This window comes from Sphingobacterium sp. BIGb0165 (assembly GCF_024810095.1).
GTDB classification, from domain to species: domain Bacteria; phylum Bacteroidota; class Bacteroidia; order Sphingobacteriales; family Sphingobacteriaceae; genus Sphingobacterium; species Sphingobacterium detergens.
The window spans coordinates 492158-516893 of the sequence record NZ_JANUEB010000006.1 but is presented as its reverse complement, the minus strand read 5'-3'; the positions used below and the strand labels follow the sequence as shown (position 1 = coordinate 516893).

The following is a 24736-nucleotide window of genomic DNA, read 5'->3' as shown; positions in this document are numbered from 1 at the left end:
TGCATTAGCATGCATTAACACTGTACACTGGCTCGCGAACTTTACAGCATATCGATCTTGCGTTGAATAGTCTCCTGCTCTAAGGAGTTTTTTGCCAATGCTTGCGCACGCTGAAAGTTCGCGATTGCTTTCTGTCTATCTATATCCTTATAGAGTTCTCCTAAGAGTGCAAAATAGAAGTGATTGTCTGATAGATTCAGTTTTTTTGCTTCAACTAGTGCCCTTTTTGCTCCTTTTGCCTTATATAAAGCAAATGTTCTGTTGAGTACTGCGCCCGGTGAATAATTGACCAGTAACAAACGGTCGTAAAGCTGAAGGATTTCGCCCCATTTTTCTGCTGTATCTGCTTTTGTACAATGGCATTGTGCAATTTTTGCTTCGATATGATAAGATGTCAGCTGATCACCATCGGCCGATTGATTCAAAAAATAAACCCCTTGATTGATTAATTTTTGGTTCCATAGTTTCTCGTTCTGTTGCTCATATAAGATAAATTCGCCATCGGTACTGTGCCGAGCGTCGAAACGTGAAGAATGAAAACAGATTAAGGCGATCAACGCATTTGTTTTTGGAACATTTGTCTTCTCATAGGCGGATAGCATTAACGCAAGACGCAAGGCTTCTATACACAGATCTTTGCGTAAAATCTGGTTTTGCGTTTTGGAATAATACCCCTCATTGAATAAAAGGTAGATAATATGCAGCACATTGTCCAGTCTTTGGACGATTTCCTTTTCGGATGGCAACTCCAGCTGGATCTTTTCTGTGCGGAGCTTTTCTTTTGCCCGGAATAAACGCTTATTAATTGTTTCCTTATTTGAGAGGAAGGCTTCGGCGATTTCTTCGATACCAAAACCACAGAGAATCCGTAGTGCCAGTCCGATCTGAGCCTCACTAGCAATAGCAGGTGTACAGATGGCAAACAGCATCTTCAACTGACTATCTTTGATGTTTTCCTGCGTGAAGCTAAATTCATCGCTATGATCCACTGCGATTTGTTTTTGATGTATTTCAGGGATTACTTTGTCTTCGAAAATCTTATTCCGTCTAAAGTGGCTTAAGGTTTTCTGTTTGGCTACCGTGTAAAGCCATGCCGTTGGATTTGGAGGCAAGCCCTTTGTCTGCCACGATTCCGTAGCCAGCAAAAATGTTTCACTGACGATATCTTCCGCAATTTCAATATATTGTAGACCAAAACCTTTTGAAATTACAGCGACAATCTTGGTGAATTCCTGTTGAAAAAGCTGTTTTAGAAAGTTAGACTCCATCATACATAATAAGGCAGTTGTATACTATACAACTGCCCTTTAATTTTTTTAAACTAAAAGTGCCCTGATCTCAACACTACCATTAGATTCTAAAATCGGACAACCATGTGCCAATGTCGTCGCTTCCTCAAGGTTTTCTGCTGAGATGACAATAAACCCACCAAGACTTTCCCGGATCTCTACAAATGGACCATCTGTAATGACTCCACCGGGCTTTAATACCTTTCCGGCTTTTTCAAGCCGTGAACCATGGTCGGATAGCTTTCCCTGCGCTTCAATGTCGCCGATCCAATCCTGCCATTTTTTGTTTATTCTGGCAATTTCTTCGTCATTCAAAAGAGGCTGCTCATTGCCTGCTTGCCTAAATAATAAGATGAAATCTTTCATGCTTATAGTTTAATGTGTTAAATAATTTTATTTACCTGGTTTCTTGTTATTATGCTGTCTGCACCTTATGTTGACCGACTTTGTACCCGCCAGCTTCAGTGCGGAAAGAAATATTAAAACGGTTGTATGCATTGATTGTTGTCACCGCCAAAGTCAGATCGATCAGTTCCTCTTCAGAAAACTCTTGGTTTGCAATGGCGTAAACCTCATCAGGTACATCACCATTGGTTATTTTTGTTACGGCTTCGGCCCATTCCAAGGCGGCACGTTCACGTGCACTGTAAAGTGGCGCCTCACGCCAAGCGTCCAATAAAAATAGGCGCTGTGGATTTTCGCCAGTAGCAAGCAAATCTTTTGAATGCATGTCTAGGCAATAAGCACAACCGTTGATCTGTGATACTCTAAAATAAATGAGATGCAAAAGCTCTTGTTCGATTGCACATTTACCTAAATAAGCACCCAATCCAAACATAGCTTTCATAGCATTTTGGCCTTTTGCGAAAAAATTGATTCGTTGTTTCATTTTATTATTGTTTTAAGTGTAACTGTTTTACATTACAATAATGATTGAAGTTAAAGAAATTGGACATAAGGCCTGAAATATTTTTTTATTTCTTTTTAAATTATTGTTTTTCAGGTGTTTAGCCTTGTTATTTTTCTAATAAAATTCTAATGATTTTCTATAAGATCTCTAACGGTCATCCTAGTAACGATTGCTGACCTTTGCACGCAAAGGAGGATGAGCTATGGTTATTTTTGAATTTGCACTACGATTATTGGCAGCATTACTTTTGGGGGCCGCTGTTGGTTCCGAAAGGCAATGGCGCCAGAAGAATGCCGGACTTCGTACCAATACATTGGTGTCGCTAGGTTCAGCGGCTTTTGTACTTCTTTCTATTGAAATAGGTGGTGATGCTACTGGACGTATCGCTTCCTATGTCGTCAGTGGGATTGGTTTCCTCGGTGCCGGAGTAATTATGAAGGATGGATTGAATGTGCATGGTCTCAATACTGCGGCTACGATCTGGTGTTCAGCTGCAGTCGGTGCATTATCGGGTTTGGGTTCGTATCCACAGGCAGCGTTGGTAGCTGCAACCATTATTCTGACACATTTGATCTTCCGGCCCATCGGCCAACGGATGGGTTTCATCAAATTTACTAAATCCGCAGTAGCACAAACCGACTATCTGGTATCTATTCGATGCGGCATTGCTATCGAAAATCATATCCGTGTGCTACTAATCCAAATGTTGGGCAATGAGGAGAAGGTATTATTGACATCACTATCCAGTGATGATACTGTGGAGACGAATGCGGCCGCAATTACAGCTGTTATCAAAGCTGTCGGACAGCAGGATAGTCTGATTGAACGGATAGCCAGTCGACTGACGATGGAAGAAAAGGTAAGCAAAATAAGCTGGGAAATTATCGGCACTGAAGCCGATCTGTAAAACTGTTGCGCCACTTCCTGTGGCGGTAAGTTGTATCGCATATAAATTAAACAAAGACTAGGGTTATGATCAGCGTTAGAAACAAAATAAGAAACCCATTGCATAGCATGATTAGTTCAAATGGTATGAACGTGGGAACGATCACCAAATTGCATGAAGTCGCGAGTCAGGATGAAAAAATGGCTTGTGCTATGCTGGAAAGTAGTGATGAGGGGATTACAGATGATATGGCCAATGAGCGCCGCCAAAAATTTGGACTGAATGAGATACAACATCAAAAGGCTCCCAAATGGTATATCCAATTGATAAAGGCATTTGCTAATCCCTTTATTTACATATTGCTTGTCATTGCTGCTGTGTCTTTCGTTCTAGATGTCTGGCTTGCATCACCGGATGACAGGGATTATAAGACTGTTCTTGTGGTTTCCATTATGGTATTGATCAGCGCCCTCTTACGTTTTATACAGGAGTATAGAAGCAATGCAGCCGCTGAAAAACTCAAAGGCATGGTGAAGACCACAGCTACTGTATTGCGAAAATTCAAAGGACGACGAGAGATCTCTATTGCTGAGCTCGTACCCGGCGATATTGTTTATCTCTCTGCAGGCGATATGATTCCCTCCGATTGCCGGATTATACAGAGTAAGGATCTTTTTGTGAGTGAAAGCATGCTGACGGGAGAGGCGCTCCCTGTAGAGAAGAATTATTTGCCAATTCGGAATGCAAAAGAAAAGCAGGCCATCGAGCTTAGCAATATCTGTTTTATGGGAACCAATGTTGTCAGTGGTTCAGCTATAGCGGTTATTGTAACGACAGGCAACTATACTTATTTCGGGAGTATCAGTAAATCCATTACAGGCGAACGGCCTGAAACAAGTTTTGACAAAGGGATAAACAAGGTTAGTTTTCTACTTATTCGCTTTATGTTGGTGATGGTTCCACTGATCTTTTTGATCAACGGCCTGATGAAAGGGAATTGGACCGAAGCGTTGTTATTTGCAATTGCTGTGGCCGTAGGGCTCACACCTGAGATGCTCCCCATGATTGTGACGGCAAATCTAGCCAAAGGAGCGGTTAATATGAGTAAACGTAAAGTCATTGTCAAACGCTTGAATTCCATTCAGAATATCGGTGCGATGGATATTCTCTGTACGGATAAAACAGGTACACTGACCTTGGACAAGATTGTGATGGAAAAGCACCTCAATGTCTATGGTATAGAAGATGACGAGGTACTAAAATGGGCCTACCTCAATAGTTTTCATCAGACAGGCTTAAAAAATCTGATGGATAAGGCTGTACTGGAGCATGTTGAACTGCATGATTATCTAAAAGTGGAAGATCAATACCTCAAAGTGGATGAGATACCTTTTGATTTTCAACGGCGAAGAATGTCCGTCATTCTCAAAAAGCATAACGGTAAACATCTCCTGATCTGTAAGGGGGCAGTAGAGGAAATGTTGGAATTGTGTACCCACGCTTTTGATCCTGGGGATGATCGTAGCCTGCATATTGAAAATGACCGTACTGTACCTATGGATGATACCATGCGGAGAATCGTGCTGAATACATCCAAAAAGATGAATGAAGAAGGTTTGCGCGTGTTGTTGGTTGCCATTCGGGAATTTGAGGGGTCACATCCATTGACTTATGCCATCGCAGATGAAGCCAGGTTAACATTGACTGGTTTTATCGGTTTTTTGGATCCAGCCAAACCTTCTGCAGCACCAGCAATTGAAGCTCTGCATAAATTAGGGGTAGCTGTAAAAGTGCTGACAGGGGACAATGAGATTGTCACACGTAAAATCTGTAATGACGTGGGGATCCCTGTGCAACGTATTATTAATGGAAGCGAATTGGATCAGATCAATGATCAAGAATTGGATCAATGTATCGTTGACGTTTCTGTTTTTGCAAAATTAAGTCCATTGCAAAAAGTACGTGTGGTCAAAGCTTTGCGGTCCAAGGGACATACCGTTGGTTTTATGGGGGATGGTATCAACGATGCGGCTGCAATTAAAGAAGCTGATGTGGGCATTAGTGTGGACACGGCAGTGGATATTACCAAAGAAAGCGCGGATATCATCCTATTGGAAAAAGATCTGATGGTTCTTCGAAAGGGCGTGATCTATGGTCGACGTACTTTTGGTAACATCATTAAATATATTAAGATGACAGCCAGCAGTAATTTTGGAAATATGTTCAGTATGCTCGGTGCAAGTGCGTTTCTGCCTTTTTTGCCGATGTTGCCGATACACCTGCTGATACAGAATCTTTTATATGATATTTCACAGGTTTCTATTCCTTGGGACAGTATGGATGAAGAATTTATTCAGGAACCGAAAAAATGGGATGCGGGGAGCGTGTCAAAGTTTATGCTTTTTATTGGTCCGATCAGTTCTATCTTTGATTTTGCGACTTTTGCATTAATGTATTTTGTCTTCAAGGCAAATACGGTCGAACATCAGACGCTTTTTCAATCGGGGTGGTTTGTCGAAGGACTGCTTTCACAGACTTTAATCATCCATATGATCCGTACACGCAAAATACCTTTTATACAAAGCTGGGCTGCAACTCCCGTCGTGGCATTGACCTCCTTGGTAATGGTTATCGGTATTCTGCTGCCATTTTCACCTTTTGCTGAGGCTTTGAAATTACAGGCGCTACCATTGTCTTATTTCCCTTGGCTGATAGGCATTTTGATCGGTTATTGTCTGTTGACACAGTTTGTTAAGAACTGGTTTATTCGAAAATTCCATACCTGGCTGTAAGTAAAAATGATGGGACTATTTTTAATTGTAAAATCCTTGAGGTGGTTTGATTAAAAATCAACAACAATTGTTATTTTTAATCAAATTACTCCAATGAAACTGATAACATATACATTCACTGTCCTGGGTTTGGGAATCCTGGCTTCCTGTGGGTCGGGATCCAATACAAAAAAAGCCCTTGCGGATACGACTTCGAATGCAAATTTTAAAGCTTATGAAGATCGATTCATCGAACAGCTCTGGAAAGAAAATCCAGAATGGGCCACACAGGTGGGTTTTCATCGATACGATTCGCTGCTAACGATCCCCGATGCCAAGAGCAGGGCATTACGTTTGGAATTTTCTAAGCAACATTTAGATCAATTGAAAAGTTTTGATCTGAACGAGCTGAATCTCTCACAACAGACCGATTACCACCTGATTCAGAACTACCTGGAATCTAATGTATGGTCAATCGAGAAAGAGCGTTCTTACGAGTGGAATCCTTCATCTTACAATGTAAGTGGAACTATCGCCTTTATGTTGGCTGAGAATTATGCCCCATTGCATGATCGTCTTCACGCTATTGAACAACGGATGGCACAAATTCCAGCTTATTATGAGGCTGCGAAAGGACAGATTAAGAATCCAGCGTTGGTATTAACAGATCTGTCCATACAGCAGAATTTGGGCGGATTATCTGTGTTTGAAACAGATCTGCGTGATTCCTTGAAAAAATCTAGTCTTCCAGCAACTGAAAAAGCAGCTATTCAAGCGAAAGCCGATCAAGCCGTAAAGGCAATCAATGGATTTGTAACGTTTTTAAAAACGAATCCGAATCCATCACCACGAAGCTTTAGATTGGGGCAGGAGCTATACGATCAAAAGTTCAAGTTTGATATCCAGTCGGGGTCTACTGCTGCACAGATCTATGATGCGGCAATGGCACGTAAGAGCTATTTACATGGCGAAATGTATAAAATCAGTAAGGAACTGTGGCCAAAGTATTTTGGAAAGACGGTACAGCCCACAGATAGTTTAGTGCTGATTCGCAAGATGATTGATACCTTGTCTGTCAATCACGTCAAAGCAGATGAATTTCAATCGGCCATTGAAGCGCAGATACCAAAATTGGTGGAATTTGTGAAAAAGAAAGATCTCCTGTACATAGATGATAGCAAACCTTTGGTCGTACGGAAAGAACCTGCTTATATGGCCGGTGTTGCTGGAGCGTCTATCAGTGCTCCGGGGCCCTATGATAAAGGTGGGAATACATATTACAATGTTGGTAGTCTTGCCGGATGGACCAAAGAAGCTTCAGAAAGCTATCTGCGGGAATATAATCACTACATTTTGCAGATTCTAAATATCCACGAGGCTATTCCGGGGCATTATACACAGTTGGTTTATGCCAACCAGTCACCTAGCCTAATCAAGAGTGTTTTGGGGAATGGAGCCATGATCGAAGGCTGGGCTGTATATACCGAGCAGATGATGTTAGAAAATGGCTATGGCGATAACGCACCTGAAATGTGGTTAATGTGGTATAAATGGCATCTACGTACTGTATGTAATGCTATTTTGGACTATAGTGTGCACGTGAAGAATATTAGTGAGAAGGATGCTATGCATTTATTGGTTGACGAAGCATTTCAACAACAGGCCGAGGCCGCCGGGAAATGGAAAAGGGTATCTGTCAGTAGCGTACAGCTAACATCTTATTTTACGGGATATAAAGAAATCTATGATTTAAGAGAAGCTGTGAAAAAGGAGGAAGGTGCTCAATTTAAGCTAAAAGCCTTCAATGAGAAATTTCTGAGCTTTGGTAATTCGCCCGTAAAATATATCCGGGAAATGATGCTGAAAAAATAGGTATAAGAAACCGCATTGGAAAGCCACCTGATATCGGGTGGCTTTCTGATTTTATTGCTATGCTATACAGCTACTTTTTGTTAATAAGTCTTTCTCTCTTAAGCGACTTTAGCAAACTTGTTTCGATACTCTATCGGAGTGAGACCTGTTATTTTTTTGAAAATATCCCGAAATGCCTTTGTATCTGTGTATCCGACATCATACATCACTTGGGAAACATTCTTCCTTGAAGCTTCAAAAAATTTCTTTGCGGCCTCTATGCGTACACGCTGGATATACTCCACAGGTGTATTATTTGTTGCTTCTTTAAATCTTCGTTCGAAAGTTCGACGGCCAATATTAACAAAATTGGCTAAATCTTCGACCGTAATTTTTTCCTCATACTTTAGTTCAATGTAGTCCTGTGCTTTTTGGATATCCAGGTCTTCGTGATTGCGTTGGCCGCGGAATATCGCAAATTGGGACTGGCTGTCACGGCTGATATCCAGCGCAAAATATTTGGCGATCATAACCGCCGTTTCACGGTCGGAAAATTTTTCGACAAGATATAGAATCAAATTCCATAGGCTGCTGGCACCACCACTGCTGTAAATATTATCGTTTTCTGTAATAACGGCTCCATCTTCGACTTCTATTTCAGGGTATTTTTCCTTGAATTCGCTGACATAGGCCCAATGGGTTGAGCATTTTTTACCATTTAATAAACCCGTTTCAGCTAAAAGGAAAGCTCCTACACATAAGCTAGCCAGGCGGGTACCTTTTAAATGGAGTTTTCTGAAATAAGGTATGGCCTCAGCATTATCCCTTATTCCGGTGTCAATATCTCCGAAAGTCGGGGGAATGATTAATAGATCTGTCCGTTCCACATCTTGCAGCAAACGATTGGTTTTTATGGTATACTCACCACTATTGGCAGGAACATATTCACTAAGACCTACATACTCAACATTGAATATCGGTTTTTTTCCAAAAGCCGAAAGAAATTCGTTGGCCGTAAGAAAGGTTCTAAATGCTGGTGTAATGCCTTCAATAGTACCATATTGGGGAACAAAAACAGAGATTTGCATATCTTTTTGGTTTATAGGATAAAGGTACAAATTGTTTTTGTCGTAATCCACCCCTAAAGTTGTCGTTTTTACAATGTGCCTCCCCTTAAAATCCTTCGCATCTTTGCTATATCATCATCAACAAATAAAAAGAAATCATGGAAAGAGAAACAAAAATTAAGGTAGAAGCAGCGGTAAACGCGCCAGTAGAAAAGGTATGGCAACAATGGAATGCGCCAGCAGATATTATGCAATGGAATGCTGCGGATCCAAGCTGGCATTGCCCAAGCAGTCAAAACGACTTGCGTGTGAATGGCACTTTTAAAAATCGGATGGAAGCAAAGGATGGAAGTTTTGGATTCGATTTTGAAGGAACTTATGATAAGGTTGAATTGCATCAGGAAATCGCCTATACCATGTCTGATGGTCGGACAGTAAGCACAGTATTTTCTGAAAGAGATGGAAAGACAATCATGAGTACCACTTTTGATGCGGAGCAGAAGAATCATCCCGAATTTCAGAAGCAAGGTTGGCAAGCTATTCTCAATAATTTTGTAAAACACATTGAATCAACAAATTAATCACCATAAAATACCAACATCATGAAAAAAAATAAAATTATCTTCTGGATAGCGACAATATTTATTGTTATCTGGGAAGGCGTTATGCCACTGGGCACATTACTATTTGCACCGCAATATATGAACGCAGGAACCAAACCCTTGGGGTATCCGGATTATTTTGCCTATGCACTTATTCTCTGTAAAGTTTTAGGGGTCATTGCCATTGCCATTCCACAGTTTCCGGCTAAATTAAAAGAATGGGCTTATGCGGGATTGACATTCAGTTTACTATTTGCCTTTATCAGTCATGCTTGTGTGGATAAAAATATAACCTATATGTTATTGCCACTTATTGTATTGGGTATACTGATGTTATCTTATGTCTATCGGTCAAAGATAGCTGGTGCAAGTCGTACCTCGCAGCAGAATGCATATACTGGCGCATCGGCGATATCCTAATATTTCCATCCGAAAGGATAGGTTTATTGAGAATTTATTAAAAAGAACAAAAAGGTAGTATTATCTATTTACATTATAAATAATCAATCGAGATGAAAACAAATAGTGTTTCTTTACATCGGGTTATTCAGGCAAGCCCTGAAAAAGTCTTCCGCGCATTCGCGGATCCAGTAGCACACGCTACTTGGTTACCCCCTTATGGCTTTGTCTGTACTGTACAGCAGATGGATTTTAAAGTAGGCGGTCAATTTAAGATGACATTTATCAATTTTGGCACAGGTAATGGTCATTCCTTTGGTGGGGAGTATTTGGAAATTACACCCAATGAATTTATCAAGTATGTCGATCGCTTTGATGATCCAAATTTACCCGGAGAAATGACAACGACAGTTTCTTTGCGTGCGGTCAGCTGTGGTACTGAACTTAAAATAGAGCAAACAGGAATTCCTGAAGTTATTCCAGCAGAAATGTGTTACCTGGGATGGCAGGAATCTTTGGAAAAAATGAAAAAACTTGTGGAGCCTGTTATACCAGACGCATAGTTTAATTCAATTTGTTTAGGATATGGAACGGTTAAGAAGCGGGGTTTTTATCACATTTTCGGGAAATTGTAGAAAGGCGCTTACCTTTTATCAGTCATGTTTTGGCGGGAGCCTAGATTTTGACAGGCTGGATAAAAAGATAAATGGGTATTCAGAGCTGCCCATTGTAAGTGCCTCTCTTACTTCCCCAAGTGTGGTCATCTACGGCTCGGATCTGGTACACGATGATGGACGAAAAATCGGTAATTATCTTTCGGTGTTTTTGCCTTGTGCAGATGTGATTGATCGCGGTCAGCTTGTCACCAAGCTTGCGGCAGAGCGACAAGCGGTATTGGGAAATAATGAGACGGACCAGCTGGTAGAAGTAACGGATATTTTTGACGTAAGATGGATATTGGGGATTCAATAGTGTTTTTTAAATCTTATTTTTTTGTTAAGTTAAGGCAAAATCAGTAGTATTATAAAAAAGCTTTATTGTTATGGTATATGTAGAAAATGAGTTTGCTCCTTTACAAAAAGTGATCTTGGCGGTTTCAGAGTTTGGATTTCCAAAAGCAGTTCGAGCGGAAGATCTCCGTTTTCTCCCCGATACCGATACTGAAAGTGATGTTGCAAATGCAGGAAAAGATTTCGCAGAAATGTATCCAGGGCAACAAAAAGCATGGGATCTTGAACGTGCAAATTTTGCTACTGTACTGGAAAAATATGGGGTAGAAGTGTTGCGCCCCCGTCAATTGACAAGCTTGGAAAAAGAAGTGGGAGCTGAAGATGGTTATGCCAACTTCTTTGTGCGTGATCCATTTTTTACTGTCGGTCATGCTGTCATTGAAGGTTCCTTGCGTTTTCTCCAACGGAGAAATGAAGTCTTGCCGATGCGGGATATTTTTGAACAACAGGTCTATCCGGATGATTGCCTCTATGTTGCTGCACCCCAACCTGCGATCAATGATCATGGCGATCTTTCACGTTGGCACGGGCCTTTTATCGAGGGTGGGGATGTGTTGGTACTTGGCAAACAGGTATTTGTCGGTAGCTCTGGGCTTGCATCCAATAGTTTGGGCATCCGTTGGCTGTCAAAATTACTTAAACCCTATGGTTATCAGGTCGAGGAAATAAGATTGCATCCGGATATTTTACATTTGGATTGTGCACTCGGACTTATTCGTGAAGGGCTAATGGTTGTTTGTGAAGATGCATTTCTTGACGGCATACCGGAACATTTAAAGCAATGGGATAAGATTAACGTTACCCTAACCGAGGCGGGACAGTTGGCAACCAATGGTCTATCGATCAATCCCAATGTATACGTCACTGACCCTGTATTTAAACCTATTGGCGATAAGCTTTCGCTTTATGGGATACATGTCGAATATGTTGACTTCAAGATCAGCAGAAGTTTTGGTGGCTCATTCCGCTGTAGTACGCAACCCCTATTGCGACGATTTTAAGCTGATGATATTCTTTCGGACAGCGGGACTGAGACCGTAAGATGTATCTGATCTGTACCCATTACAATTATCAGCAGGAGTGTAACTTTGTATATGCTTTAGGCACAGTTTTATTTCCTTATAAATAGCTTAGTCATAATTATGGAACTACAGATACAGAATAGCACACTTTACGATATTGATTCGATCTTTAAGTTTTATAGGATTGCAACTGATTTTCAAAAGGCAAAATCCATGGTTTATTGGCCTGAGTTTGATCGGAAGCTTATCGAACAGGAGCTGGAGGAGAATAGGCAATGGAAAATGATTGCGGATCAGGATATCGCCTGTGTCTGGGCGACAACATTCGACGACCCTGACATTTGGGAGGAGAGAAATGACGATCCGGCAGTTTACATACATCGCATCGCAACGAATCCCAATTTTAGAGGTAAGAATCTTGTTAACAATATTGTGAATTGGTCGATTGAATATGCTCGTGCAAATAATAAGAAGTTTGTTCGATTGGATACAGTAGGTGAGAATAAAGGACTTATTGACCATTACACCAAATGTGGTTTTGATTTTTTGGGATTAAAGAAGCTTCGTAATACAGCGGGCTTACCGGCGCATTATGACAATGCTACCGTCAGTTTGTTTGAGATAAAACTTTGAGAGATGTAATCAAGCCAATTTGTTTACACCGTTTTTCCGACATGTGGAAGCCGTGTAATCAATAACTGTTTTTAGTTGGTATTGCGCTGAAAAATAGATAGATCTACGGATTTTCTTGTGAACTTTTGTTATATTGTTGTAACAAATTGTCGTTTTAGCATACTAACGCATTATTAACAGTTAAACTTATTTATGAACTTATCAATAGAAAGCCTCAGTAAAACCTATCCGAATGGTGTAAAAGCCCTTGATAAAGTGAATTTGGAAATTAAACCGGGTATGTTTGGTCTTCTCGGACCAAATGGAGCGGGGAAGTCATCCTTGATGCGTACTATCGCGACCCTGCAAAAACCAGATAGCGGTCGTATTACTTTTGGTGATATTGATGTGCTTGGTAGACAGATGGAACTGCGAAAGGTTTTAGGTTACCTACCGCAGGAATTCGGTGTTTATCCGAACCTTTCAGCGACAGATTTATTGCAATACTTTGCAAAGCTCAAAGGCATTAAAACAGGTGCCGACCGACAGGCGATCATCAAACGCGTGCTCGAGGTTACCAATCTTTGGGATGTTCGTAATAAGAGTGTCAGTGGCTATTCAGGTGGGATGAAACAGCGATTTGGAATAGCCCAATTATTATTGAATGATCCAAAACTGATTATTGTTGATGAGCCCACCGCTGGACTGGATCCAGCTGAAAGACATCGTTTTTTGAATGTATTACGGGAGATAGGTACCGATCATACCGTTATTTTCTCTACACATATTGTGGATGATGTACGTGAATTATGTCACGAACTTGCTATTCTAAATGGTGGTAAGATACTATTGCGGGGGACGCCAAAGGAAACGATAGAACAATTAGAAGGCAAGATCTGGGTGCGTATTATTAGTCGCGATCAATTGGATGAATATACCCAGAAATATAATGTCATTTCCACCAACTACAATCAGGATAATACGCTCAATATCCGGGTTTATAGCGATGTGCAACCAGATGAATCTTTTGTCAATGCGCAAGGGCAACTGGAAGATGTTTATTTTGTAGCACTAAAAAATGACCAGCGCCATGTTTAGTCCGATTTTTAAATTTGAGTTTACGCGTTGGTTTAAGAATGCTGCCGTCTATATTTATATGGCTCTATTCTTTGCGCTATCGCTGTTCATCATGCTCTCTTCATTGGGGATATTTGACGGGGTCACAGCGACTACTTCATCCAATACGATCAGAAATTCCCCTTGGGCAATTAACGGGATGATCAATGGAATGTCCTCATTTATCTATTTCTTGATCCCTTCAATTGTGGGGGCCTGTGTGTACCGAGATTTTCAATATAATGTACATACCATCCTTTTTAGTTACCCATTTACCAAAACAGACTATTTACTGGGTAAGTTTTTTGGTTCAGTTGCTGTTGTACTTATAATCGTACTGGCATCCACGCTAGGTATTATTGTCGCACAGTTTGTCCCTGGTATCAATCCAAACTTATTGGGGCCGGTACATGTTTTAGCTTACTTTCAAACCTATCTGATTCAGGTTATTCCTAATCTAGTTATCCTAAGTGCCATTATTTTCGTGTTGGTAACCTTCACCCGCAATGTGTATGTCGGTTTTGTCGCCGTTTTGGTGCTTATCATTTTACAGGTGCTTATTCAAAATTTGACTGATAATGCCGATAATCGTTACTTTGGGGCATTGATAGACCCTTTTGGCGATAGTGCCATTTCTTACTATACGCAATATTGGTCTCCCGAAGAAAAGAATACAAACAATCTTCCTTTTCTTGGTGTAATAATTTATAATCGACTGATTTGGCTAGCTGTAGCGGCTTTATTTATCGGTGGATTTTACCTGTTTTTTTCTTTCTCACAGGATTCCATCTCGATCAAGACAGGGAAAAAAGGAAAGTGCTTGACAAAAAATAACTTTGACAGCATTTTTCGCATCAGCCTCCCGAAAGTGAGTTACGATTTCTCAATAGCTCATTACTTGAAAACGACCTGGACACTGGCACGGTATGATTATCGCTATATTGTTAAGAATCCAGTCTTTCTGATTTTGACTTTGGTCGGTGTACTTTTTATCATCTTGATGGCTAGTACAATCGGTACAATATTCGGTACCTCGACTTATCCTGTTACCTGGAAAATGCTGATGATACCAGGTACGACTTTTAAGTTCTTTTTGTTGATCTTGACCTTCCTCTTCAGCGGTTTATTGGTTCATCGCGGTAGCATTACACGAATGGGCGGATTATTGGATGCGACACCCGTTCCGAACTGGGCACTCATGGGGTCCAAAATAATCGCGATCATCTTGATGCAATTAACCCTGCTTGCAGTGGTAATGCTCACCTGTATGGCATTTCAGGTTTACCATCATTATTATAATTTCGAAATCGGACAGTACATGATGCACCTGATGGTATATGGTATGTTGGGGAATATCGTATGGCTATTTGTGGCCATCTTTGTACATACGCTCTTCAAGAACTATTTGGCTGGTTTTTTTATTCTGTTAACCTTATTTATTGGATTGCCATTTTTGTCTTTTATAGGGGTGGAGCAGGCGATTTATCAATTTAATCAGGGGCCTGAGCTCGATTATTCGGATATGGACGGTTTTGGCTATATCTTGCCTTTTTTAACCTATCGGGTGTATTGGCTGTTGTTCGCTGTGTTTTTTCTGACCCTAGCCCTTTTGTTGTGGCGTAGGGGTGGATTCTCTGGTATAAGAGAGCGCTGGGCTATTTTACGATCGAATGTAAAGGCGAGTAGTATGACCGTACTTATCCTGAGTTTTGTTGGTTTTGTTGCTATCGGTAGTGGGATATATTATGAAGATCATATTAAAAACCCATATTATACCAGCTTGGATCACGAAAAACAATCTGTGGAATGGGAAAAGAAGTATAAAAAATATCAATTTCGGCCACAGCCCCGTGTTGTTGATATTAAGTTTAATATGGATATCTATCCTTCTGGGCGTAGTTTTAAAGCGCAAGCTTCTTATGTGTTAAAGAATAAGACTGCAGTCGCTATAGATTCTATTTTTGTCAATTATAATGATTATGACTATACTTTCTCCTTCAATGTTTCCAATAAGTTGGTCTCTGCAGATGATATTTACAATTTCAATATCTATAAGTTAGCCAAGCCAATGGCTCCAGGAGATTCCATCGTCTTAAATTTCAGTACAACGAGCCCTTCCAATACCTGGGTGAACGAGAAGTCTCCTGTCAAAGGTAATGGAACCTTTATCAACAATATGCTGTTTCCAAATATCGGTTATCTGGATCGGGGCGAACTGGTGGATAATGATATCCGCAAGAAATACGGATTACCTCATCGAGATCGTATGGCTCCACCCACTGATTCAATGGCACTGCGGAATAATTATATCTCAAATGATGCGGATTGGGTCCGGTTTGAGGCGACTGTGAGCACGGATCCGGACCAGCTGGCCATAGCTCCGGGGTACCTGACCAAGCAATGGGAGAAAGATGGGCGAAAATATTATCAGTATAAAATGGATTCGTCGATTTTGAATTTCTTTGCGTTTAACTCTGCTCGATATGAAATTAAAAAAGACAAATGGAATGGTGTCAATTTAGAAATATATTACCACAAAGGGCATACCTACAACCTTGATCGGATGATGGCTTCGAGCAAGGCCTCTTTAGCTTATTATACCACGGAATATAGTCCTTATCAGCATCGGCAGTTGCGTATTGTTGAATTTCCCCGGACAGCCGGAACTTTTGCGCAGTCTTTTGCCAATACCATTCCTTTTTCCGAGGCAATAGGCTTTATAGCAGATGTGGATGAGAAGAAAGACGATGCGGTGGATTATCCTTATGCTGTCACAGCGCATGAGATAGCCCACCAGTGGTGGGCCCATCAGGTGGTAGGTGCCAATGCGCAAGGAGCAACTTTGATGTCTGAAAGTATGTCTGAATATTCGTCTTTGAAAGTCCTGGAAAAAAGGTATGGAAAGGGACAGATGCGTAAGTTTCTCAAAGATGCGCTGGATGGCTACTTAAAAGGTAGAGGGGCGGAGACATTGGGTGAAAGGCCATTGATGTACAATGAAAATCAGATGTATATCCATTATCAAAAAGGGTCGTTAGTATTGTACGCACTGAGTGATTATCTAGGTGAAACTGTTTTCAACCAGACAGCAAAAGCGTATCTGAAAAGTACAGCCTTCCAAAACCCGCCTTACACAACATCATTGGAGTTTGTGGATTCTTTTCGAAGAGCTACACCTGATTCGTTGCTTTATCTGATCAAAGATATGTTTGAAACGATTACTTTGTATAACAATAGGGTGGAGAGCGTAAGTTCTAAAAAGCTGAAAAATGGAAAATACCAAGTTGATATTCAATTTGAAGTGGCCAAATATCGCGTGGATGCCAATGGAAAAAAGAGCTATAATGATCAAGGGAGCAAACCACTCGTGTTTAAGAAATCTGATCGGGTGACACTAGAATCTTTGCCCCTTAGGGACTATATTGAGGTTGGGATTTTTTCAAAATCAACGGATAAGAAAAACGGAAAGCCACAGGAGCTATATCTGAGAAAACATCGTATTGATCAAATTAATAATAAGTTGACATTGATAGTTGATCAGCAGCCCATTCAGGTCGGTATCGATCCATATAACAAACTGATTGACATCGACTCGGATGATAATAGAAAAGATATTTAGTTTGGAGACGATGAAAGCAGTCTACGGAGCATTCAATAGTTAAAAAACAGGTTTTATCCAGCGAATAATAAATAGGGATCTACGAATTTTAATTGTCTTTATCAGCCGATGACAATAGCTTGTATATTTGATATAGGTGTTCGGTAGATGATTTTATAGTAATTGCATGGATATGTACTATTTGACCTTACTTTGTTGGTTGTTTATTGTTCCCCTTGACGATGTTACATCAAAGGAGTGTGGAGACCGTGGCGAGATTTTAACAATGGAATATGGAAATATTCGGACTGATACTTTGCGGGTCTCACAGCATGATACGACCATTTTTAGACGAGTAGAGCGTATCATAGCTCGCCCCTGTAGTAAGCCCGAGTTGGTAGAAAGCTACGAACTGATTGCCCCGAAAGATGGGGTATATTACCTTATCAATAATGATAAACAACAACTGGTTTTGGAAGGAAAATTTAGTGCCAGTTTTACTTATGAAGGTGTCACTTACAAGGAGGGAAACTTTTATGATTCAAAGCGATATACCTATAAAAAGAATGGTGATTTGAAGGCGATCTATATTCAGGAGGAGGGTCGAAATAAGACAGCCGAATTTTACGATTCTAAAAAGCAACTGACCAGCATACGTTATTTTAATAAAAAATCCGGTGACACCGAAAAAATTGAACTATATAAAAAAGGCAGACTAAAAGAAACCCGAGTATATTCAGGCTTTAATACCTATAAGACGACTAAAGCAGATTAATAACGATAAACTGTTGTCTTATTATTATTGTGTTATTTAGTGAAACGAGTAAATCAATTCTGAAATGAGAATAAAATATCTTTTTACCCCGGTCGTGTTCTTCGCATGTACCTGTAGTTTATTGGCGCAAACAAAACAGGATAGTGTAGCGATCAAGCAAGCTGCCCTTGATTATATTGAATCGCAGCATCAGGTGAAACCTGAGCAAATGGAGCGAGCTTTACATCCGCGGATGGTGAAACGAACTTTTTGGAAAGATAAGGCTACCGGTAAAGACTATTTGCGCGAGACAACCAGTGAATCCATGATTCTACTGGCAGAGAGTTACAATAAAAATGGAGATAAATTTCCCGCTAATCCAAAGAAAGAGGTGAAATTTCTCAATGTTTCGGCACGTACAGCCTCTGTTAAGCTAATTGCGGATGAATGGATCGATTATATCCATGTTGTGAAATTGAATGGTGTCTGGAAAGTCGCAAATGTCCTGTGGCAGTATAATGATGTCAATCAACATTAAGATTTAATGAAATGCCACACCTATGACCGGACTTTTGTTAACAGGATTCTTGACGTACTCATGTTGCCATTTGCTTTGCATAGCCTGATGGAAATCAGATTTGAAAGAGTTAAATGGGAGAAATATTAAAACGGTTGGAATAAAGATGGGAATATTTATGAGCGGAGGCATTCGTTTTAGGACAAAAATCAGCTTATTTCTGGTACTTGGAATAGGCTGGATGGTTTTTGTCCTTTATCAGTCCGCAGAATTATTTCTTTCCGGTCGTGAGAAGAGCAAACTGACTGCTTTATATGGGCTTTGGCTTTTAGTTCCCGCGGTCTTGATTATCGTTGTTGATAGGTTTGCAGTCGGGAAATTTGGCGCTAAAAAAGTAAATGAAGTGCAATTTTTTATTTTGGTTGCTGCGGTTATTATTAGCGTGTTTAACCGGTATTTACGATAGTAAGGTATCAATAAGATAATTTGACAGTAGCTCCTTTGGGCAAGGGTCTGAAATATGAAAATATTGAGAAACAAGAAAATCTATATTTTGATTATTGCAATTGTCATTGTAAGCACAATTGCGTTTTCTATGGGGTATCGAATACCAGAATGGGATAAACATCGGGATTGGATTTTTATAGCCCAGAACAAAGATTCATTTTTTGAAATTGAAAAAACGGATATAGAAACGGATATTGTACTCCAAATGCCCAATTCCCAACAAGATATTCTGTTCATAAAATACGGTGATTCTATACAAGCGACTTTGACTACTGAAAAGGGGCGGAGGATAAGAGAAATCATTAAAACAAAGGATTTCTATATTGATTCACTTAATCAACGATTTATTTTTTCTAAGGAGATTTTTAAAAACGATACGCTCTTTGAAAAGCAGTATATAGGTGCCAGTTTTTCAGGTGATTATAAGATGGAAAGGCTCCTAGCTGAGGATTTTATTCTGGAAGAGACACAGGCTGAATTTTTGAAAAGGAAAAACTATCCTCAAACGAGCAACCCCACTGATGAAGAGAAAGAAAGGTTAGATGCGGCTTATATAAAAGAAAAAACAAAAGAGATTGATTTTTACCGAACACTTTATCCTATAACCAAAATGCGGAGTGGGAATGAAACGGACACAGAGTTCTATGCTGATGCAAAAAAAGGAAAATTATATACTGTTGGAAAGACGAAGGTGAAGTCAGATCATTTCCACGATATATGGCATAGTCTATACCTTCTTTTTCCGCGTTATAATAAAGATGTAGACCTGAAAACTTTTGAACGCAGAAGTTTTGCTTACGAAAGGGCAGAAGAACCAACCATAGAAAGTAATTTTATCCAGACACAATTCCTCGAAATTTCTATTAGGCAAAATGAAACAGAATATTATCGCGTTAAATTTGGAGATCGGTATTTCAACTTTAAGTACAAGAATAAGATGATGGCTTTTCCAACCACGGTGTATCTGCCAAAAAATGATAAGGACACACTTTCGTACATCTCTGATGGTCAACTCTATTGGATATATGCAAAGTCGAATAAATAAAAATAAAGGTTTTTAACAGACCGCCCCTCATAAGCTTGTTATTTCTATGAGGTATTTGGAAAATCCCGAGGGGATAAAAGGATTATAAAAAGGAATTTACAAATGAAAAATAACGCTAACTCAGTCAGCAAGTGGCTTAATTTATGTAACAATAGGCGTAGTCCCTGGAAAAAACTAATTCTAACTGTACTTCTTGCTTTTGCATTGCAATCCTGCCATAAGAAGAAGCCGCTGGGTGACAATTATTTTATTGCAAAAAACGGGAGCGAAATTCTTTATCTCTATGACAAAAACTCGTCTCCTGGAGCGCCGGATATTCCCTGGGACGATAAATACAGAGTCGTGAATGCAGATATAAAATCATTTGTCATACTGCAAGCAGATTACGCTAAAGACAAAGACCATTATTTCCACAAAGGCATTATGCTTACTAATGTGGATTATGCTACTTTCCTGATTAGCGATCACAAAGAAGATAGAATGGTTATAGCTGGTATTGTCAGAGATAAAAACCACGTTTACTCATTTCGTAATCCCCACAATATTATTGAAGAAGCTGACCCTGAAACCTATCAGAAGACCGATTATGCTGTAGGTAGTGGTTATTGGTATAAGGACAGTAAGCATTATTTCGTTCATGACACTGTTGTGAATACGGATTATAATACTTTTAAACCTATTACTGAATATATCTATCACGACAAAGACAATATTTATCTTCTTCACACATCCGGATATTCGGATAAAGCCACTTATCTGAAAGCCATTCCGGAACCGGGCTTATCCAACCCGAAAGAAATCGTTCCCGGTATTATAGAGTCGGACAATGCGGTGTTTGTTTCACAGAAAGAAGGCCGTTTTATAAGAATACCTGTTGAAGATAAGCAAAGCATAAGATACTTTCAGCCCGATTACACCTATATGATAATTGACCGAAAAATCTATTGTCAAGGAGAACCTTTGGAAGATGCAGATATAGCTTCGTTTTCGGTTTACAAGTACCCTGGTAATAACGGCTTCAGTTCTTATGCAAAAGATAACAACTACGTTTATTACTATGACGACAAGCTTTTGGATGCAGATCCTAATACTGTTCGTTTCGTAAAAGACGGAAACCAAAACCTCATAAAAGATAGCCATTACAAGTGGGTCCCACAATACGGCAACATCAATCATTTTACACGTAAAATGCCGATTGAAAAGTAAAATGAAAATCCATCCAACCGGCCGAGAAGCTGCGAAATCAATAATATAGTTGTAGTTTAGACAGTGGAAAATACTGTTGTCTAAAAAATGTATAGAAACAAAAAAGTCGCTTTCTTATTCAGAAAAGCGACTTTTTTGTTTTGTGCTCCCACCTGGGCTCGAACCAGGGACCAAAAGATTATGAGTCTTCTACTCTAACCGACTGAGCTATAGGAGCAGGTCGTTTGTTTTGTCAATTTTGGCATTGGTTATGCTGTTTTGACGATGCAATTATCGATATTTGTATCGGTATTTCAAAATAATTCGATGGAAAAAATTAAAAATATTGTTCTTGATTATGGGAATGTAATCTTCATGATCGACTTTGTAAAGTTGAAAGTTGCTTTTACTCAGTTAGGTATAGAAAATGTTGACGAAGTTTTTGGGCATCATGGTCAAAGTGCACTTTTTGACGATTTTGATAAGGGAAAAATTGATGCTAAGCAATTTCGGGATGGAATCCGGGAGGTTACCAAAAATCCAGCATTGACCGATACAGAAATCGATGGAGCCTGGAACAGTCTGTTGATTGGAGTCCCTAAAGGATATCATGAACTATTGTTGCAATTGAAAGATAAGTACCGTACTTTTTTGTTGAGTAATAATAATGCGATTCATTATGCCTATTGTATGAATGATATTCAAGAAAAATATGGTGTGGCCGATAATGCTGGATTTTTTGAAAAAACTTATTATTCGCATTTAGTCGGCATGCGCAAACCCGACGCCGAGATTTTCGAATTGGTGATGATGGAGCAGCAGTTGAATCCCGCGGAGACACTGTTCGTTGACGATAGCCCTCAGCATTTGGCTGCAGCAAAGCAGTTGGGCTGGCATACAGCACTGTGTACCAAGGAAAAACCATTGCAATTGATTCTAGCGGAATTTGGACTGCTATAAAAATTATTTTTCTTTTCATATTCAATAGAAATATTGTACCTTTGTCCCACTTTAAATTTTAAAAGCGACGAAAGGAGGTATATACAACGCATGATTATCGTAAATGTAAAAGAAGGAGAATCTTTAGATAGAGCATTGAAACGTTTCAAGAAGAAATTCGAGAAAACAGGAGTTTTAAGAGAGCTGCGTTCACGTCAAGCTTATGAAAAGAGATCTGTAACTCGTCGCATTCAAGTGAAAAAAGCGATTTACAAACAATCTTTGAATCAAGATGTGGCTAACTAATTGATTCGCTGAGAATTTAAAAATATAAAGGGAAAAGCATTGCTTCTCCCTTTTTTTTGTGCTTTTAAGTTTGTAATTTAAGGATAGTATAGCGAGGGAAATTATGTTGGAAAAGGAATTTATCCGGTATTTACAGATTGAAAAAAGATATTCAGAACATACCGTTATTGCTTATCGGCATGAACTGGAAATGTTTCAATCCTTTTTGAATGTGGAGGGGCTGGTATTATCGGATGTTGTCTATCGGGATCTGCGTCATTACTTTGCTCAGATGATGGAGTCAGGTAAAAATGCAAGTTCTGTCAATCGAAGTATGTCTTCGCTGCGTACCTATTTTAAATTTCTTCAACGTGAAGAATGCCTTGATAAAAATCCGATGACCCTTATTAAGGCGTTAAAAACTGCGAAGAAGCTACCCGTTGTTGTGGAGAAGGAAAAGTTAGTTCAGCTGTTGGATCATCTGGAACAGGAGAAGGATGATTTTGAATCATGCCGGAATTATTTGGTAATGGAATTGCTTTTTGGGACAGGGATTCGCTTGGCTGAATTGTTGAAAATAAAGGAGCAGGATATCGATTTTTTTAATAAAAATATCCTTATATTAGGTAAAAGGAGCAAAGAACGTCTTGTTCCGATAAATGATCTTTTAGTAAAAGAATTGAAAAACTATTTGCAACAAAAAGCGTCGCAATTTGTTGATACTAATAACAGCTTATTGATTGTTACAAAAGAGGGGAAACCAGCCTATGCCAAGCTGATTTATGATATTGTGCATCGGTATCTGACACTGATTTCTACTCAAGGTAAACGAAGCCCTCATATTTTGAGGCACACGTTCGCAACGGCCCTATTAGATAATGGGGCGGATTTAAATGCAATTAAGGAACTGTTGGGACATGCGGGACTTGCCGCAACGCAGGTATACACGCATAACTCAGCAGAACGATTGAAGTCTATTTATAAACAAGCTCATCCAAAAGCTTAAAAAAAGGAGGAAAAATGAACATTACTGTGCAATCCATTCGATTTAATGCAGATCAAAAGTTAATCGAATTCATTAAAAAGAAAACAGGAAAATTAGAGCAGTTTTTGGATTCAATCATTGGTGGTGAATGCTACCTGCGATTGGAGAATGTCGATGACGAGGCAAATAAGATTTCAGAAATCAAACTGAATATCCCAGGGAGCCAACTTTTCGCAAAAGGGCAGGCGAAGAGTTTTGAGGAGGCAACGGATATCGCCGTAGAGTCCTTACGTAGGCAGATTAATAAACATAAAACAAAGACAAAAAATACAGCCGTTACTAATCGCAAAGAAGTACTTTCCGTAGAGGAAGAAGAAGAGGAAGAATACGATTAAAATATAACACATACATTTTAACAGAGGAGGTCAATCTATAATTGACCCCCTTTTTTTTGGGGGGGTGCCGTATTGATTGCTATAGATTTTTATGTATTGGCAAGTCCGTTAATTTATAGATCTGTTTAATCGGTTCAGGACTATCCCGAGCTTTTCGCGCTATTTATAATACGATAGAGGAGGGCAGTTTCGCGATGGTATCGATAATAAAATAGTTTATTTATATTAAATCAAAATAATCACTTATTTTACTTGGATTGATTATAAATAATATTTATTTTTGAACAGTTTAAAAGAGAAGGGTAATAGAAATGTCAGAATTGGTTTGTCCATTAGCACATGTTGAAGAAGTGTTTTCCACTGCAGCTGGTAAGGTTTATCAATGTAGTCGTAAAAATTGCTTCTGGTTGGAGTATAATAATGAGACTACATCTTTTTCGGTGTCGGATTTTTTGAAATTCAAGAAGCGTATGGATTCAATTGATGTGGAGCGGATGATTAATGATACAACACGTTCTTCTGATTTTGAAATTGTTATGCCTTTTCGTACAGAAAGATGTTTTATTCTTGCTGTAGAGGATGTGCTTCAACTTCGTGAATTACTGGATGGAGCTAAATTTATGATGGAATTAAATTCCGTCATCAGAACATGTCTACAGGTTTCTCCATTTGCTGTCTTAGCATAAAGAAGAATACTTTATATAAAAATATCAGAAAAGCGGTGTATGTCCAATCAGGGTGTGCACCGCTTTTTTCTATTATGCTAAACACTTATTTAAATTAAAATTAAATAAGTGTTTAGCGTCTCTTTGCTGTGTTTATTGTGATTCGGTATTTATTACACCTAAATGCCTTCCTATTCTTTAAATTTATGGGCTATTGAAAGTATCAATGAACGGTATTTGTAATTGTATTGATTCTAAACAAGTTGTGGTTTATTTGTCTAATTTAGACTGAATTTGTATTGCATATTATTTATACAGATTTTCGA

At 39.4% G+C, this 24736-nt stretch carries 25 protein-coding genes and 1 tRNA gene; 21 read left to right on the top strand and 5 right to left on the bottom strand.

The genetic code is table 11. The annotated features are described in order from the left end of the window. Nucleotides 1–41: 41 nt before the first annotated feature. The 3 genes from M2408_RS16565 to M2408_RS16555 are packed head-to-tail and all read right to left on the bottom strand — an operon-like array spanning nucleotide 42 to nucleotide 2178. Nucleotides 42–1271: an RNA polymerase sigma factor gene (locus M2408_RS16565; protein WP_259183425.1), complete on the bottom strand. Its 1230-nt coding sequence runs from the start codon at nucleotides 1269–1271 to the stop codon at nucleotides 42–44. A gap of 45 nt (nucleotides 1272–1316) precedes the next feature. After that, on the bottom strand, nucleotides 1317–1655 hold the full coding sequence (locus M2408_RS16560) for a YciI family protein (protein ID WP_259183423.1): 339 nt from the start codon (nucleotides 1653–1655) through the stop codon (nucleotides 1317–1319). 49 nt (nucleotides 1656–1704) lie between these two features. After that, nucleotides 1705–2178 carry a carboxymuconolactone decarboxylase family protein gene (locus M2408_RS16555; RefSeq protein WP_120259139.1) on the bottom strand — a complete coding sequence of 158 codons (474 nt, stop codon included), beginning with the start codon at nucleotides 2176–2178 and terminating at the stop codon, nucleotides 1705–1707. Nucleotides 2179–2401: 223 nt separating this feature from the next. On the opposite strand from M2408_RS16555, the gene M2408_RS16550 reads away from it, so the two are divergent. The 3 genes from M2408_RS16550 to M2408_RS16540 all read left to right on the top strand — a co-directional run bounded on the left by M2408_RS16550 (nucleotide 2402) and on the right by M2408_RS16540 (nucleotide 7728). Beyond that, nucleotides 2402–3106, top strand: coding sequence for an MgtC/SapB family protein (locus tag M2408_RS16550; protein ID WP_259183420.1), 705 nt, complete (start codon nucleotides 2402–2404; stop codon nucleotides 3104–3106). A gap of 107 nt (nucleotides 3107–3213) precedes the next feature. Further along, a complete protein-coding gene (gene mgtA, locus M2408_RS16545) occupies nucleotides 3214–5877 on the top strand; it encodes a magnesium-translocating P-type ATPase (protein WP_259183419.1) in 2664 nt (887 codons plus the stop codon). A 93-nt stretch (nucleotides 5878–5970) separates the two neighbouring features. Beyond that, nucleotides 5971–7728: a DUF885 domain-containing protein gene (locus M2408_RS16540; protein ID WP_259183417.1), complete on the top strand. Its 1758-nt coding sequence runs from the start codon at nucleotides 5971–5973 to the stop codon at nucleotides 7726–7728. 98 nt (nucleotides 7729–7826) lie between these two features. On the opposite strand, the gene M2408_RS16535 is transcribed toward M2408_RS16540, so the two are convergent. Continuing rightward, complete coding sequence (locus M2408_RS16535; protein WP_259183416.1) at nucleotides 7827–8795, bottom strand: GlxA family transcriptional regulator; 969 nt, start codon at nucleotides 8793–8795, stop codon at nucleotides 7827–7829. A 137-nt stretch (nucleotides 8796–8932) separates the two neighbouring features. Between M2408_RS16535 and M2408_RS16530 the strand changes: the two genes are divergently transcribed. The 13 genes from M2408_RS16530 (at nucleotide 8933) to M2408_RS16470 (ending at nucleotide 21162) form a co-directional block, all read left to right on the top strand. Next, the gene (locus M2408_RS16530; RefSeq protein ID WP_259183414.1) at nucleotides 8933–9355 is read left to right on the top strand and encodes an SRPBCC family protein; all 423 of its coding nucleotides are present in this window, start codon (nucleotides 8933–8935) and stop codon (nucleotides 9353–9355) included. Nucleotides 9356–9376: 21 nt separating this feature from the next. After that, nucleotides 9377–9796, top strand: a complete 420-nt coding sequence (locus M2408_RS16525) for a DoxX family protein (RefSeq protein WP_259183412.1) — start codon at nucleotides 9377–9379, stop codon at nucleotides 9794–9796. Nucleotides 9797–9888: 92 nt separating this feature from the next. Beyond that, nucleotides 9889–10338 carry an SRPBCC family protein gene (locus tag M2408_RS16520; RefSeq protein ID WP_223583417.1) on the top strand — a complete coding sequence of 150 codons (450 nt, stop codon included), beginning with the start codon at nucleotides 9889–9891 and terminating at the stop codon, nucleotides 10336–10338. A gap of 22 nt (nucleotides 10339–10360) precedes the next feature. After that, the gene (locus tag M2408_RS16515; protein ID WP_259183409.1) at nucleotides 10361–10747 is read left to right on the top strand and encodes a glyoxalase; all 387 of its coding nucleotides are present in this window, start codon (nucleotides 10361–10363) and stop codon (nucleotides 10745–10747) included. A 70-nt stretch (nucleotides 10748–10817) separates the two neighbouring features. Then, nucleotides 10818–11786 carry a dimethylarginine dimethylaminohydrolase family protein gene (locus M2408_RS16510; protein WP_259183407.1) on the top strand — a complete coding sequence of 323 codons (969 nt, stop codon included), beginning with the start codon at nucleotides 10818–10820 and terminating at the stop codon, nucleotides 11784–11786. A 141-nt stretch (nucleotides 11787–11927) separates the two neighbouring features. Beyond that, entirely contained in the window at nucleotides 11928–12440 is a 513-nt protein-coding gene (locus M2408_RS16505; RefSeq protein ID WP_259183405.1) for a GNAT family N-acetyltransferase, read from the top strand. A gap of 192 nt (nucleotides 12441–12632) precedes the next feature. Then, on the top strand, nucleotides 12633–13517 hold the full coding sequence (locus tag M2408_RS16500) for an ABC transporter ATP-binding protein (protein ID WP_259183403.1): 885 nt from the start codon (nucleotides 12633–12635) through the stop codon (nucleotides 13515–13517). Further along, the gene (locus tag M2408_RS16495; RefSeq protein WP_259183401.1) at nucleotides 13510–17154 is read left to right on the top strand and encodes a M1 family aminopeptidase; all 3645 of its coding nucleotides are present in this window, start codon (nucleotides 13510–13512) and stop codon (nucleotides 17152–17154) included. The genes M2408_RS16500 and M2408_RS16495 overlap by 8 nt, the downstream gene beginning before the upstream one ends. Before the next feature lie 166 nt (nucleotides 17155–17320). Next, the gene (locus tag M2408_RS16490; protein WP_259183399.1) at nucleotides 17321–17908 is read left to right on the top strand and encodes a hypothetical protein; all 588 of its coding nucleotides are present in this window, start codon (nucleotides 17321–17323) and stop codon (nucleotides 17906–17908) included. Between the two features lie 64 nt (nucleotides 17909–17972). After that, entirely contained in the window at nucleotides 17973–18425 is a 453-nt protein-coding gene (locus tag M2408_RS16485) for a nuclear transport factor 2 family protein (RefSeq protein WP_259183397.1), read from the top strand. Between the two features lie 100 nt (nucleotides 18426–18525). Next, a complete protein-coding gene (locus M2408_RS16480) occupies nucleotides 18526–18870 on the top strand; it encodes a hypothetical protein (protein WP_259183394.1) in 345 nt (114 codons plus the stop codon). 54 nt (nucleotides 18871–18924) lie between these two features. Continuing rightward, complete coding sequence (locus M2408_RS16475; RefSeq protein ID WP_259183393.1) at nucleotides 18925–19956, top strand: hypothetical protein; 1032 nt, start codon at nucleotides 18925–18927, stop codon at nucleotides 19954–19956. A 102-nt stretch (nucleotides 19957–20058) separates the two neighbouring features. Next, nucleotides 20059–21162 (top strand): DKNYY domain-containing protein, encoded by a 1104-nt coding sequence (locus tag M2408_RS16470; RefSeq protein ID WP_259183391.1) that lies wholly within the window; start codon nucleotides 20059–20061, stop codon nucleotides 21160–21162. 143 nt (nucleotides 21163–21305) lie between these two features. Here the strand turns inward: M2408_RS16470 and M2408_RS16465 are convergent. Then, nucleotides 21306–21379 (bottom strand) — tRNA-Ile (locus tag M2408_RS16465). 89 nt (nucleotides 21380–21468) lie between these two features. Here M2408_RS16465 and M2408_RS16460 point away from each other — a divergent pair. The 5 genes from M2408_RS16460 to M2408_RS16440 all read left to right on the top strand — a co-directional run bounded on the left by M2408_RS16460 (nucleotide 21469) and on the right by M2408_RS16440 (nucleotide 24431). Further along, nucleotides 21469–22101, top strand: coding sequence for an HAD family phosphatase (locus tag M2408_RS16460; RefSeq protein WP_259183389.1), 633 nt, complete (start codon nucleotides 21469–21471; stop codon nucleotides 22099–22101). A gap of 90 nt (nucleotides 22102–22191) precedes the next feature. Next, nucleotides 22192–22386, top strand: a complete 195-nt coding sequence (gene rpsU / locus M2408_RS16455; protein WP_046672133.1) for a 30S ribosomal protein S21 — start codon at nucleotides 22192–22194, stop codon at nucleotides 22384–22386. A gap of 103 nt (nucleotides 22387–22489) precedes the next feature. After that, complete coding sequence (locus M2408_RS16450) at nucleotides 22490–23371, top strand: tyrosine-type recombinase/integrase (protein WP_120259124.1); 882 nt, start codon at nucleotides 22490–22492, stop codon at nucleotides 23369–23371. 14 nt (nucleotides 23372–23385) lie between these two features. Next, entirely contained in the window at nucleotides 23386–23745 is a 360-nt protein-coding gene (hpf, locus tag M2408_RS16445) for a ribosome hibernation-promoting factor, HPF/YfiA family (RefSeq protein ID WP_259183383.1), read from the top strand. Nucleotides 23746–24056: 311 nt separating this feature from the next. After that, nucleotides 24057–24431 carry a DUF6686 family protein gene (locus M2408_RS16440; protein WP_257087846.1) on the top strand — a complete coding sequence of 125 codons (375 nt, stop codon included), beginning with the start codon at nucleotides 24057–24059 and terminating at the stop codon, nucleotides 24429–24431. Nucleotides 24432–24736 lie beyond the last annotated feature (305 nt).